The sequence below is a fragment of the Pedococcus sp. NPDC057267 genome (assembly GCF_042668795.1).
Lineage (GTDB): Bacteria > Actinomycetota > Actinomycetes > Actinomycetales > Dermatophilaceae > Pedococcus.
The window spans coordinates 21,247-33,195 of the sequence record NZ_JBHUYG010000046.1 but is presented as its reverse complement, the minus strand read 5'-3'; the positions used below and the strand labels follow the sequence as shown (position 1 = coordinate 33,195).

Here is an 11,949-nt window from a genome sequence, read left to right as displayed (position 1 = left end):
GTTCCGGGCCTTTCGCGTATGCCGGTGAGCCTCACCCCATGTGCGGGTAGGCGTGGTTCGTCGGCGGGTTGAACGTCTCCTTGATGGAACGCGCGCTCGTCCAGCGCAGGAGGTTCTGCGCGGCCCCGGCCTTGTCGTTGGTGCCCGACGCCCGGCCACCACCGAAGGGCTGCTGCCCCACGACGGCGCCGGTCGGCTTGTCGTTGATGTAGAAGTTGCCGGCCGCGAAGCGCAGGCGCTCGGTCGCGTCGGCGATCGCCACCCGGTCCTGGGCGATGATCGAGCCGGTGAGGCCGTAGGGGGCGAACGACTCCATCTGGTCGAGCACCTTGTCGAACTGGCGGTCCGGGTAGACGTGCACCGACAGGATCGGGCCGAAGTACTCGGTGCGGAACGACTCGTCGCTGGGGTCGTCGATCTCGAGGATCGTGGGCCGGACGAACCAGCCCTCGCTGTCGTCGTACGTGCCACCGGCGACGACCTCGACGCCGGCCGTCGCGTGGGCCCGGTCGATCGCGGCCGAGTGCTTGCTGAACGCCCGCTGGTCGATGACCGCGCCCATGAAGTTCGACAGGTCGGTGACGTCGCCCTGGCTCAGGCCCTCGGTGACGGAGACGAGGTCGGCCTTGATCTTGCGCCACAGCGAGCGCGGGACGTAGGCGCGCGAGGCGGCCGAGCACTTCTGCCCCTGGTACTCGAACGCCCCACGGATCATGGCGGTGCGCAGGACGTCCGGGTCGGCCGACGGGTGGGCGAGGATGAAGTCCTTGCCGCCGGTCTCGCCGACGAGGCGCGGGTAGGTCCGGTAGCTCGGCAGGTTGGCGCCGACCTCCTGCCACAGGTGCTGGAACGTCGGCGTCGACCCGGTGAAGTGGATGCCGGCGAGGTCGGGGTCGGCGAGCGCGACCTTCGAGACGTTGATGCCGTCGCCGGTCACCATGTTGATGACGCCGGGCGGCATGCCGGCCTCCTCGAGCAGCGACATGGTCAGCTGCGCGGCGAACTGCTGGGTCGGGCTCGGCTTCCACACGACGGTGTTGCCCATGAGCGCCGGGGCGGTGGGCAGGTTGCCCGCGATCGCGGTGAAGTTGAAGGGCGTGATCGCGTAGACGAAGCCCTCGAGCGGGCGGTGGTCGGTGCGGTTCCAGATGCCCTTGGAGTTGGCCGGAGGCTGCTCGGCCAGGATCTGCCGGGCGAAGTGGACGTTGTAGCGCCAGAAGTCGATGAGCTCGCAGGCCGAGTCGATCTCGGCCTGGTACGCCGTCTTGGACTGGCCCAACATCGTCGCCGCGTTGAGGTGCGCGCGCCACGGCCCGGAGAGCAGCTCGGCCGCCTTGAGCAGGATCGCGGCACGGTCGTCGAAGGACAGGGCGCGCCAGCCGGGGGCAGCGGCCTTGGCGGCGTCGACGGCGGCCTGCGCGTCGGCGAGGGTCGCGTTGCGCATGGTGCCGAGGAGCTTGCGCTTGGCGTGCGGCTGCCGGACCTCGATCTTGCGGCCGCCACCCATGACCCGCTTGCCGTTGATGGTGTGCGGCAGGTCGATGGCGGTGCTGCCCAGCTCCGCGAGGGCCACCTCGAGCGACGCGCGCTCGGGGCTGCCGGGCGCGTAGTCGAGCACGGGCTCGTTGACGGGGGCGGGCACCTGGGTGACGGCATCCATGGTGGGCGTGGCTCCTCGGGGTCGCGTCGGAGATGGGGGACCCCCCGGCTGCCGGGAGGGCGCACCTATGGTGTCACGTGTGCCGAGTTCCAACGACAGCGCCGAGCTCGCCTACCGCTGGGCCGGCCCCGCGGACCCGTCGACCCCGACCCTCGTCCTCCTGCACGGCCTCGGCGACTCCGGGGACTGCTGGCCCGACGCCGTCCGCCGCTGGTCCCCGACCTACCGCGTCGTGGGCGTCGACGCCCTCGGCCACGGCCGGTCACCCCGGTTCACGTCGGCGCAGCTCACCTCCGAGGACCCGATGGAGGCGATGTATGCCGCCGCCGAGGCCACCCTGGCCCGCGTCGCCGCCGACCACGGCGGCCCGGCGCTCGTCGTCGGCCACTCGATGGGTGGCGGGATCGCAGGCGCCCTGGCGGCTCGGCGCCCCGACCTCGTCGCCGCCGCGGTCCTCGAGGACCCCGCCTGGCGCGACCCGCAGCACCGGGTGCAGCCTGCCGAGGTCGTGCGCGAGCGGGTCGCCGAGTGCCGGGCGTTCGCGGACGACCCGGCCGGGGCGCGCGAGCAGGGCCGCGCGGACAACCCGACCTGGCCCGAGTCCGAGCTCGACCCGTGGGTGGAGTCCAAGGCGCAGGTCGACCTCGGCTTCCTCGAGCTGGGCGTCGCCAGCCTGGTGCAGCCGTGGGACGAGATCGTGGCCGCGATCGCGGTGCCGACGCTCGTCCTGCTCGCCGAGCTGGGCGGCCCCGTGCTGCCCGAGGTCCGCGAGCGCGCGGCACGGATCGGCAACGCCCACATCGACATCCGGGTCGTCGAGGAGGCTGGGCACTGCATCCGCCGCGACCTGCCCGACGCCTACCACGCCCTGGTCGACCCCTTCCTGGCCCGGCACGCCTGACCGTCGCGGGGTCAGAGGATGCGCAGGACCTCGTCCAGCTCGGTGACGTCGTACCAGAGCAGGTCCTGCATGCCCTGGTCGCCTGCGGTCTCGTCGACGTGCAGCGAGACGACGAGCCGCAACGGGACCGGCGAGGTGATCGTGACGGCACCGAGCCCGTCCCGCGTGGCGTCGTCCTCGACCCACGCCGGGTCGACGTCGGCCGCGGCGACGACGCGCTTGGCGACCGTCGTGCCCTGCGCGGCCTCCGCCGCCTCGACCGCCTCGGTGAGTGCCGCGTACTCCCACTCCTCCTCGTCGGCGGTGGGCAGCGAGCGCTCGAGGCGCCGGGTCACGGCATACGCGGCGACGGGGGCCGGGCCGACCTCGCGGCGCTCGGCGAGCGCCTGCACGTCGGAAGGCGTGAGCGGGACGTAGATCCGGGTCTGGGTCATGGGGTCATCCCACATCCTCGAAGGTGCTGTGGTCGGGCAGGGGCGCGGGGTCGCGCAGTGCGGCCGCGGAGGTGCGCAGGGACGTCGCGATGACGCCCGGCCGCCGGGAGACGTCCATGAGGTTGGACCCGAAGGCCTCGAGGTCCTCCTCGCCGGGGCCGAGGATCGTCACCTCGGCACCGTCGGCGTGGACCCGGTGGAGCTCGCGCAGCGCGCGCAGGGTGACGCGGTTGCGCCACTGGCGCTCGACCCGGGTGCGCCAGTGGGTCGGGGTGTCCTTGACGAAGCTGACCTGCGGCGCGAGGACGTACACCTCGTCGAGGCCGAGCCCGACCATGAGGTCGAGGTTGGTCGAGGACCATGCCCCGCCGTCGATGTAGCGGTGCTCGCCGATGCGCACCGGCTGGTACCAGCCGGGGATGGCGCACGAGGCCATCACGGCGTCCGGCAGGTCGACCCGCGGCGCCTCCTCGCGCCCGAACGGCACCCGCTCCCCCGTGTCGTAGTCGAGGGCGACGACGGTGATGCCGTCACGCGGCACCCAGCCCGACGGCACGACATGGCCGACCATCGCACCGACGGCCTCGAGGCTGCCCCGCCCCTCGGGGAGGATCGCAGACAGCACCGCCGTCGGGGGCAGGCTGCGGAGGTGGAGTGCGTTGCGGCGCAACAGCTCTCGCGACCCGAGACCGGGACGCGGCAGGCCCGGGCGGTCGCCCCCGGTGTCGCGCTCGTAGTCCCAGAGGTAGCCGGCCAGCGGTCCCGCGTCGATCGAGCCCTCGAGCTGGTGGTGCAGCAGGTCGGCCACCGGGACGCCCGCCCCCAGCAGCCCGGCCAGGACCGAGCCCGCCGAGGTGCCGACCACCTGGTCGAAGTCGCGCGCGTCCAGGCCGGTCTGGGACTCGAGGGCGCTCAGTGCGCCGACCATCCACGCCGCGCCGAGGACGCCCCCGCCGCCGAGGACGAGGCCCCGGCGCGCGCGGTGGCCCCCCTGTGCGTTCATCGCCGCGTCGACCGCTGCGTGTCGAGGAGCTCGGCCAGCGAGTCGACGATGCTCTGGCCGAGGACGTCGACGTCCGGCATCGAGTCGCGGTCCGCGTTGAGCCCGTAGTAGACGCCACCGTCGTACGAGGTGAGGCCGATCGACAACGCCTGCCCGCGCGCCAGCGGCATGACCGGGTAGGTCGAGAGCATCTTGGCGTCCGCGGCATACAGGGTGTGCTGCGGGCCGGGCACGTTGGTGATGACGACGTTGAACAGGCGGCGCGAGACCGCGGAGCCCAGCCGGGCCCCGAGCGAGTGCAGTGTCGGCGGGGCGAAGCCCGCCAGTCCGGCGAGCGACTCCGCCCCCACGGCCTGGCCGCCCTCCATCTGCTGGCGCATCGCGAAGGCGATCTGGTGCAGGCGCATCGACGGCCCCGGCTCCCCGACCGGCAGGTCGACGAAGCATGCGGTGAGGCGGCTGCTCACGTGTCGCGCGCCCTCGTCGTAGACGCTCACCGGGACCATCGCCCGGACCGTCGTGCCGGAGTGCACGGACTCCCCACGGGTGAGCAGCCAGGCGCGGAAGGCCCCCGAGATCGTCGCGAGCACGACGTCGTTGACCGACACGTCGTCGGCGTAGCGCCCGCGCGCCAGCCGCGCCCGGACCTTGCGGTAGTCCTCGAGGTCGGTGCCGATCATGACGTACCGGCGGGCCTCGCCCACGGTCGCGTTGAGCGGCGAGTGCGGTGCGGGCCGGGCGGCCGTGCGGGCCAGCGTGGAGACGACGTCGCCGGCGGCGGTGAGCGCCCGGGCGCCGAGGGCCTTGACGTCGGCCGTGCCGCCACGGATGTTGTCGACGACCTCGCTCGGGCGCCGCACCGCGTCGACCAGCGCGCCGGTCAGCAGCTCGAGGTCGCTCGGCTCGCGCGAGGGGCGCCACGTGTCGGTGACCAGGCCCTCGGCCGCCGGGTCGCCGTCGACGATGACGTGGGCGATGTCGACCGCGTTGACGCCGTCGACCAGCGCCTGGTGCGACTTGGTGACGATCGCGAAGCGGCCCTCGGCGAGCCCCTCGACGAGGTAGACCTCCCACAGCGGCCGGCGCCGGTCCAGCGCCCGCGGCTGGATCCGGGCGACGAACTCCTGCAGCTGCTCGTCGGTGCCCGGGCGTGGCAGGGCCGAGCGGCGGACGTGGTAGGTCACGTCGAAGTTCTCGTCGTCCACCCACACCGGGTTGGCCAGCCGGCCCGGGACCTGGCGGATGCGCTGGCGGTAGCGCGGCACGAACGCGATCCGCGTCGACACGAGCTGCACGAGGCGGTCGTAGTCGAAGCCGTCCTCCGGCGGGTCGAACACCATGACCGACCCCACGTGCATCGGCGTCGTCGACTCCTCGAGGTAGAGGAACGACGCGTCGAGCGAGGTGAGGCGGTCAGGCACCCCCACATCGTGTCAGAAAGCCCTGTCTAGACTTCGGATCGTGACCAAGATGACGTGGCCCACGACCCTGCGGTATGCCGGGTGCGCGGTCCTCGTCGCGGGTCTCGCCGCCTGCGGCGGCGGGGCCGCATCCACCGCGGGAACCGCATCGAGCGGCACGAGCTCGTCCGCGCCGTCCGCCGCCTCGTCGTCGGAGCAGTCCCCCTCGGGCTCGGCGTCGACGTCGTCCTCGAGCAGCCCGGCGCAGCGGACCGTCACGGTAACGGTCACCGGCAGCCGGGTCACCCCGGCGCCGCGCACGGTCGAGCTGGGCGTGGGCGAGACCATGACCCTCACCGTCACCAGCGACCACGCCGACCAGCTGCACGTGCACGGGTTCGACATCGAGAAGGAGCTCCCCGCCGGGACGCCGGTCAGCGTCGAGCTCACCGGCGAGTCGCCGGGCGTGTACGAGGTGGAGACCCACCACCCCGAGCTGCGGCTGCTCAAGATCGCGGTCCGATGAAGCCCTCCCTGCTCCCGTCGCTGGCGCTCCCTGCCCACGGCGTGGGCTCGCGCGAGGACCTGCCGCTGCCGTTCTCGCTGCTGCTCGTCGGGGCGGGCGCGGCCCTGGTCGTGTCGTTCGTCGCTCTAGGGGCGCTGTGGCGAACGCCGCGGCTGGGGGCCGACGACGGGGTGCCGCTCCCGAGGGGACTGGGGCGCGTGCTCGACAGCCGGGTGCTGCGTGTGGTCGCGGTCGTCCTCACGCTGCTCGTCGCCGCCTGGACGCTGGCCGCCCTCGTCCTGGGCAAGGACGACGCCAACAACCCCGTTCCCTACGTCGTGTACGTCTGGCTCTGGGTCGGCCTCGCGTTCCTTTCGATGCTCGTCGGCGGCGTGTGGCGCCTGGTCAACCCGGTGCGCTGGCTGCACGCCGGGCTGCTGAAGGTGGCGCGGATCGAGCCGGAGTTCGCCCTCGCCGACTACCGGCTCGGCTACTGGCCGGCCGCGGCCGGTCTGGCCGCCTTCGTGTGGCTCGAGCTGGTCGCCCCGGACAACGCCACGCTGCCGGTGCTGCGGGTCGCCGTCCTCGGCTACCTGCTGCTGAGCCTCGTGCTGGCGCTCGCGTTCGGGCAGCCGTACCTGCGCCACGGCGACCCGTTCGGGGCGTGGTCAGGGCTCTACGGGACGCTGAGCCCCCTCGGCCGGCGCACCGACGGCCGATGGGTGCTGCGCACGCCCCTGCACGGTCCGCTGCAGGTGCGCCCCGAGCCCGGCCTGCTCGCGGTGACCTCGGTGATGCTGGGCTCGACCGCCTACGACGGGTTCTCCGGCGAGACCCGGTGGTACTCCTTCGTCCAGGCCCGGGCGGTGCCGCGGCTGTGGGAGACGGGCGGCCTGGTCGCGGTGTGCCTGGTCGTGGCCGGCTCGCTCGCCCTCGCGGCCGTCGTCTCGGCGCGGCTCGCACGGGTGGCTGCGCGCGGCGTGGCGAGCGCGTTCGCGCCGTCGCTGATCCCGATCGCGGCCGGGTACCTCGTGGCGCACTACTGGTCCCTGTGGGTCTGGGAGGGCACCCACGGCCTGGCCACGTTCTCCGACCCGCTCGGGACGGGCGCCAACTGGCTCGGCACCGCCGGCGTGCGGCCCTCGGTCGCCCTCATCGCCCCGGGGCTCGTCGCAGGCATCCAGGTCGTCGCGATCATCACCGGCCACGTGCTGGGGGTCGTGGTCGCGCACGAGCGCGCCCTGACCCTGTTCCCGCGGAGGGCAGCGGTGGTCGGCCAGGTCCCGCTGCTTGTCCTCATGGTTCTCTACACCGTCGGCGGCCTCACCCTGCTCTTCAGCTCCTGACCGCACAGGCGCCGTCAGCGCCAGTCCGCGCGCGCAGGCGTCAGCGCCGGGCGGCCCGGCGCGAGCGCCGGCTGACCACCGCCCCGCCACCGGCCCACCGCGCAGCCAGGGCCTGCACGGCCCGGCGCAGATCGGACTGCGGCGCGTGGTCGGCGAGGGTGGTCCCCGCGAACATCGCGGCGTCGAGCGTGGCCTGGTCCCAGGGCAGGTACGTCAGGTCGTCCATCCCGGCGAACCGCTGCAGCGCCTCGGCGATCCGGCGCTCGGGCCGCGAGCCGACCGCCGACGCGCGCACCTTGTTGACGACGACTGTCGGCGACGGAGAGGGAACGGTGGCCAGGTCCTGGACGGACCGCACCAGCCGCTGCAGCCCGATCGGGTCGGCCGCCCCCACGACGACCAGGTCGTCGGCCTCCTCGAGGGCGGTCAGGGTGGCGGCGTTGCGACGCGGGGCGAGGGTGTCGTACGACAGCTCCTCGTCGTCCTCGACGCAGAAGCCGCAGTCGACCACGACGTGCGAGGCCAGCTGCCGCGCGATCCCGAGCACCTGGGCCACGGACGGCGCCCGCAGCTCGGTCCAGCGGTGCGGCCTCGGGGTGCCGGTCAGCACCCGCAGCCCGGGGCTGACCTCGGGCGCCAGCCGGGCGAGTGCCACGAGGTCGAGCCCGCCCTGGTCGGCGGCGCGGCACGCTGCCGTCATCCCCGGTGCCTCGTCCAGCAGCCCGAGGGCCTGGGCGAGCGAGGACCCGTAGGTGTCGGCGTCGACGAGCAGGGTGGGCGCGTGGACGGCCAGCTCGGCGGCGAGGTTGAGCGCGACCGTGCTGCGACCTGGCGCCCCTGTGGGTCCCCACACGGCCAGGACCCGGCCGGGGCGCCCGCCGGGGAGCTGGACGGGGTCCTCGACCACGGGCTCGTCGACACCGGCACCCGCGGCGCCGAGGGACCCCGACGCCGCCTCGTCGAGGGCGTCCTCGAGGTCCGGGGTCGAGACGTCGGCGGCCACGACGACGGCCAGGCCGAGCTGGCGCAGGCGCCGCTCGCCGGCCTCGTCGCCCGGGGCCACCACCCCAGCGACCCCCAGTCCGTGCTCTGCCAGCTCGTGCAGGGCCGGCCGGTCGAGGGCGCGGAGCTCGGCGGAGACGAGTGCCAGGTCGCCGAGCCCCGCCGCGGCCGTGGCGAGCAGGTCGGCGAGGTCGGCGCACCGGCGCGCCACGGCATACCCCGACGTGGCCTCCAGCGCCGTGACGACGTCGGGCTCCCACGCCCCCGTCAGGGCGGTGAGCACGCTGCGCGTCACCGCGCTCCCCCGGTGCCGGCCACCGGCACCACCGTGACCCGCGCGCCGAGGTCCACCGCGCCGATGATGTCCTTGACCCGGTCGGTCGGCGCCATGACCTGGATCGGCCGGTCGGCGCCGGTGCCCGACCCCAGCCCGCTGGACGTCTTGGGCAGGCCCGCGACCGAGACGCCCTGCAGGGCCAGCTCGGGCCCGGTGAAGCGCTTGGCCGTGCCCGTCGCGGCCGGGTCGACGGGGTTGACGTAGACGTCGACGCGGGTCCCCACCCGCAGCGGCGCCGCCGAGCCCGCGTCGACGAGGAGGGTGAGCGGCTGGACCTCGACGCGGTCCCGCCCACCCACCGCCGACGCCGGGACGAGCTCCCCTGCAGGGACCTCCCGCAGGACGTAGCGGTCCGGGGCGAGGCCGGCCGTGGCGGACAGGTAGGTCCCCGTGTGCGACCCGAGCTGCACGTCGACCCGGACCAGGTCGTCCTCGGTGAGGGGTTGGCCGGGCACCAGCGGTCCGGCCGCGGCATACACGGGCACGCGGTCGTCGGCATGGGCGACGACGTACGACCCCAGGGCGACGGAGCCCAGGACGAGCAGCAGTCCCACGAGCAGCCGGGCGTCACGCCAACCGGGTCGGCGCAGCCGGCTCGCCGATGGCACGGGCAGGTCACTCACGGTCTCCCCCTCGGTGTGGTCCGTCCCCCGGCCGCCCATCATGGCGCACCCAACGGGCGTTCTGCCCGGCTAATCCACAGCAGGGGGGTCATCCACAGGGCCGGGCCGTCAACTCCCCCGAACGGTCGAGGATGCGAGAATTCCCGAATCGACCCGACGCGATCGCACGATCATGGTAAAAAGTTGGTCAAGAGAAGGTTAGTTCCCAGTCAAGTGGGGCGAGAGAGGGGTTGGCCGTGGCCAAGCGCTTCATCCAGTTGTCCGAGGTCTCCGAGGTGTTGGACATCTCCTCGGCCCAGGCGTATGCCCTGGTCCGCTCGGGCGAGCTGCCCGCGATCAAGGTCGGGGGTCGGGGACAGTGGCGGGTCGAGGTCGCCGAGCTCGAGAGCTACATCCAGCGGATGTACAACGAGACCAAGAGCTTCGTCGCCGCGCACCCCTTCGGCCAGGGCCAGGACTGACCGCCTGAGGCACCATCCCGCCGCGTCGGGCGGCAGCGTCCCTCCCCACGGGCTCAGACGGGGCGCACCAGGACGATCGCGTCGAACGGCACGACCCGGCTGCCGGTCACGTTCTCGGGTCGTCGGGGCAGGTCAGGGGCGTGTTCGGCCAGCCCCAGGTGATCCGAGCCGACCGCGTCGATCGTGCCGGTGCAGGTGGACCCGGTGAAGTCGGTCAGCCGCACGACGGCACGGTCCCGGCTCACCGCGCGCAGCGCGTAGCCGAGCCCGAACCTGCGGCCGGGAGACCCTTCGACCGCCCGGGCAGCCAGACCCGTCACCGACACGACGGCCGCCGTCGGCACCAGGCAGGGCACACGCCCCGGCTCCCCGAGCAGGAACCAGCCGTCACCCACGTCGGCGACCTGCCCACTCACCCGCGTCCCGTCGCGCACCGTGACCGACACGGCCGCGGAGCCTGCCGCCGCGAGTCGGTGCGCCAGCGCGACGGTCGCCCGCTCCCGGCGCGTCCGGTCGGCGACCTCGGCGTCGAGCTCGCGCCGCTGCTCCGCGTCCCACTGCGACTCCAGGTCCGCGAACAGGTCTTCCCAGCGCATCCCATCCCCCTCTCGACCGGCGGGGCGAGCGTACGACATCAACGACCCCTTGCCTCGGCGAACGCGTGCCACTACGTTCGAACATAGGCAAACACAAGCAAACTGCATAATCAGGGGGTTGGGATGTCGGGACAGACGGCACGAAGGGGACGCATCGCGGTGCTCGCCGGCGGGGCACTGGCCGCGGGGGCGGCGCTCGAGACGGCGCTCGTGGGCGCGGCCGGCGAGCAGTGGGGCGCCGTGCTCGGACCTGGTCCCGCACGGCCCGACGAGGTCGTGGCAGCCGTCCTCTCGACGGCGGCCGTGATCCTCGCCGCCTGGCTGGCCCTCACGACGCTGGCATCGCTGCTCGGCCACCTGCCCGGCCGGGTGGGGCGGCTGCTGGACACGTGGTCGCGGTCGTGGTCGCCCCCGGTGGTGCGACGGGTGGCGGCGGTGCTCGTCGGCGTGAGCGTCAGCGGCGTCCTGGCGCCTGGCTCGGCCGCCGGCACGGGCCCGGTCCCCTTCCCCGGCTTCGCGGTGACGACCCCCGCGACCCCTGCCCCCGTGGCCACGGCGTCGTCGGGTGCCACCCTGGGACTCCACGGTGCCGGCGCGCCCGGCTTCACCGTGACGACACCGCTCCCTGCCGGACCGGGGCGGCAGGCGCCGGCACCCGGCCCGGCGGCCCCCGGCCCGGCGGCCCCCGGCCCGGCGGCAACCAGCCAGCAGGCCCCGGCACCCGGCTGGGTGCCGGAACGGCCCGTCGTGCGACCGCAGGCGTCACCCGACCTCGTGGCCGGGACGCCGCGACGGACCTCCGGTGCCGAGGTGGTGGTGCTGCGCGGGGACAGCCTCTGGTCGATCGTGGCGCGTCACCTCGGTCCGGGGGCGACCGACGCCGAGGTTGCTGCGCAGTGGCCGCGGTGGCACGCCGCGAACCGCTCGGTCATCGGGGACGACCCCGACCTCCTGCTGCCCGGGCAGGTGCTCCACCCGCCCCACGCCGAGGCGGTGGCGCGGTGAGCCCCGCAGCCCGGCCGTCGGCGTCCGACCCCGCGACCCCCGTGGCGGGCCCGGTCGACGGGACCCTGCCCGCCGGAGGCACCCCGCCTCCGGGCGAGCCGGGTCGCTCGCGGCTGCGCCCGCTGCGCGTGATGCCTGCACCGCGACACCGGCCGCCGGTGCTGACGGACACCGAGTGGTGGCCGGACGTCGACGGCGACGACCCCCGGTACGTCCAGGGCGCCCTGGCCGTCGACTTCGACAGCCTCACCGACGAGCAGCTGTTCGGTGCGCGCCCCACCCGACGCGACGACCTCCCCGACCCGCGCGAGTGGGCGGGCCACATCGCCCAGGCGCTCGTCGAGGTCATGTCGGGCTCCCGGCCGGCGCCGCAGCTCCTGCGCTGGACCGTTCCCGAGGTGTATGCCGTGGTCGCCCGTCGCGCCGCCCTCTCCGCCCGGCGGGCGGCGGGCGAGGGACGACGCGGGGTCCCGGCCGCCGGCCGGGCGGTCGTGCGCAGCGTCCGGCTGTGCGAACCAGCCGACGGGGTCGCCGAGGCGAGCGCGGTGGTCGTCGACGGCGGCCGAGTCCGGGCCCTGGCGTTCCGGCTCGTCGGGCTCGACGGGCGGTGGCGCGTCGAGGCGCTCCAGGTGGGCTGACCGGCACACGCCCGCCACGCACGGACGCCGCCGCCCAG

Annotated in this window: 13 protein-coding genes; 6 read left to right on the top strand and 7 right to left on the bottom strand. The window is 74.4% G+C overall.

Annotated elements, in window-relative coordinates:
• Positions 1–31: 31 nt before the first annotated feature.
• The gene (gene pruA / locus ACFUC1_RS11525; protein ID WP_379119789.1) at positions 32–1,660 is read right to left on the bottom strand and encodes an L-glutamate gamma-semialdehyde dehydrogenase; all 1,629 of its coding nucleotides are present in this window, start codon (positions 1,658–1,660) and stop codon (positions 32–34) included.
• Between the two features lie 79 nt (positions 1,661–1,739).
• On the opposite strand from pruA, the gene ACFUC1_RS11520 reads away from it, so the two are divergent.
• The gene (locus ACFUC1_RS11520; RefSeq protein WP_379119788.1) at positions 1,740–2,561 is read left to right on the top strand and encodes an alpha/beta fold hydrolase; all 822 of its coding nucleotides are present in this window, start codon (positions 1,740–1,742) and stop codon (positions 2,559–2,561) included.
• Between the two features lie 11 nt (positions 2,562–2,572).
• On the opposite strand, the gene ACFUC1_RS11515 is transcribed toward ACFUC1_RS11520, so the two are convergent.
• Genes ACFUC1_RS11515 through ACFUC1_RS11505 form a run of 3 tightly spaced genes read right to left on the bottom strand, consistent with a single transcriptional unit; the run spans position 2,573 to position 5,419 of the window.
• The gene (locus tag ACFUC1_RS11515) at positions 2,573–2,995 is read right to left on the bottom strand and encodes a DUF6912 family protein (protein WP_379119786.1); all 423 of its coding nucleotides are present in this window, start codon (positions 2,993–2,995) and stop codon (positions 2,573–2,575) included.
• Between the two features lie 4 nt (positions 2,996–2,999).
• Complete coding sequence (locus ACFUC1_RS11510) at positions 3,000–3,998, bottom strand: patatin-like phospholipase family protein (protein WP_379119784.1); 999 nt, start codon at positions 3,996–3,998, stop codon at positions 3,000–3,002.
• The gene (locus ACFUC1_RS11505; protein WP_379119782.1) at positions 3,995–5,419 is read right to left on the bottom strand and encodes a wax ester/triacylglycerol synthase family O-acyltransferase; all 1,425 of its coding nucleotides are present in this window, start codon (positions 5,417–5,419) and stop codon (positions 3,995–3,997) included. The genes ACFUC1_RS11510 and ACFUC1_RS11505 overlap by 4 nt, the downstream gene beginning before the upstream one ends.
• Before the next feature lie 49 nt (positions 5,420–5,468).
• Between ACFUC1_RS11505 and ACFUC1_RS11500 the strand changes: the two genes are divergently transcribed.
• Both ACFUC1_RS11500 and ACFUC1_RS11495 read left to right on the top strand, forming a co-directional pair.
• Positions 5,469–5,924, top strand: coding sequence for a cupredoxin domain-containing protein (locus tag ACFUC1_RS11500; RefSeq protein WP_379119794.1), 456 nt, complete (start codon positions 5,469–5,471; stop codon positions 5,922–5,924).
• Positions 5,921–7,249, top strand: coding sequence for a hypothetical protein (locus ACFUC1_RS11495; protein WP_379119780.1), 1,329 nt, complete (start codon positions 5,921–5,923; stop codon positions 7,247–7,249). Before ACFUC1_RS11500 ends, ACFUC1_RS11495 begins: the two co-directional genes overlap by 4 nt.
• A 40-nt stretch (positions 7,250–7,289) precedes the next feature.
• On the opposite strand, the gene ACFUC1_RS11490 is transcribed toward ACFUC1_RS11495, so the two are convergent.
• Both ACFUC1_RS11490 and ACFUC1_RS11485 read right to left on the bottom strand, forming a co-directional pair.
• Positions 7,290–8,546 carry a CpaE family protein gene (locus tag ACFUC1_RS11490; RefSeq protein ID WP_379119778.1) on the bottom strand — a complete coding sequence of 419 codons (1,257 nt, stop codon included), beginning with the start codon at positions 8,544–8,546 and terminating at the stop codon, positions 7,290–7,292.
• Positions 8,543–9,211: an SAF domain-containing protein gene (locus ACFUC1_RS11485; RefSeq protein ID WP_379119776.1), complete on the bottom strand. Its 669-nt coding sequence runs from the start codon at positions 9,209–9,211 to the stop codon at positions 8,543–8,545. Before ACFUC1_RS11485 ends, ACFUC1_RS11490 begins: the two co-directional genes overlap by 4 nt.
• A gap of 236 nt (positions 9,212–9,447) precedes the next feature.
• Between ACFUC1_RS11485 and ACFUC1_RS11480 the strand changes: the two genes are divergently transcribed.
• Positions 9,448–9,672 carry a helix-turn-helix domain-containing protein gene (locus ACFUC1_RS11480; protein WP_310149325.1) on the top strand — a complete coding sequence of 75 codons (225 nt, stop codon included), beginning with the start codon at positions 9,448–9,450 and terminating at the stop codon, positions 9,670–9,672.
• A gap of 53 nt (positions 9,673–9,725) precedes the next feature.
• On the opposite strand, the gene ACFUC1_RS11475 is transcribed toward ACFUC1_RS11480, so the two are convergent.
• Positions 9,726–10,268, bottom strand: coding sequence for a hypothetical protein (locus ACFUC1_RS11475; RefSeq protein ID WP_379119774.1), 543 nt, complete (start codon positions 10,266–10,268; stop codon positions 9,726–9,728).
• Between the two features lie 123 nt (positions 10,269–10,391).
• Between ACFUC1_RS11475 and ACFUC1_RS11470 the strand changes: the two genes are divergently transcribed.
• Together ACFUC1_RS11470 and ACFUC1_RS11465 are read left to right on the top strand one after the other, a co-directional pair.
• A complete protein-coding gene (locus ACFUC1_RS11470; protein WP_379119772.1) occupies positions 10,392–11,273 on the top strand; it encodes a LysM peptidoglycan-binding domain-containing protein in 882 nt (293 codons plus the stop codon).
• On the top strand, positions 11,270–11,911 hold the full coding sequence (locus ACFUC1_RS11465) for an Rv3235 family protein (protein WP_379119770.1): 642 nt from the start codon (positions 11,270–11,272) through the stop codon (positions 11,909–11,911). The genes ACFUC1_RS11470 and ACFUC1_RS11465 overlap by 4 nt, the downstream gene beginning before the upstream one ends.
• Positions 11,912–11,949: the final 38 nt, after the last annotated feature.

What these genes read in the sequence shown, in the direction of transcription:
- pruA (WP_379119789.1), bottom strand. Translation starts at nt 1,660, where the DNA reads ATGGATGCCGTCACCCAGGTGCCCGCCCCCGTCAACGAGCCCGTGCTC.
- ACFUC1_RS11515 (WP_379119786.1), bottom strand. Translation starts at nt 2,995, where the DNA reads ATGACCCAGACCCGGATCTACGTCCCGCTCACGCCTTCCGACGTGCAG.
- ACFUC1_RS11510 (WP_379119784.1), bottom strand. Translation starts at nt 3,998, where the DNA reads ATGAACGCACAGGGGGGCCACCGCGCGCGCCGGGGCCTCGTCCTCGGC.
- ACFUC1_RS11500 (WP_379119794.1), top strand. Translation starts at nt 5,469, where the DNA reads ATGACGTGGCCCACGACCCTGCGGTATGCCGGGTGCGCGGTCCTCGTC.
- ACFUC1_RS11495 (WP_379119780.1), top strand. Translation starts at nt 5,921, where the DNA reads ATGAAGCCCTCCCTGCTCCCGTCGCTGGCGCTCCCTGCCCACGGCGTG.
- ACFUC1_RS11475 (WP_379119774.1), bottom strand. Translation starts at nt 10,268, where the DNA reads ATGCGCTGGGAAGACCTGTTCGCGGACCTGGAGTCGCAGTGGGACGCG.
- ACFUC1_RS11470 (WP_379119772.1), top strand. Translation starts at nt 10,392, where the DNA reads ATGTCGGGACAGACGGCACGAAGGGGACGCATCGCGGTGCTCGCCGGC.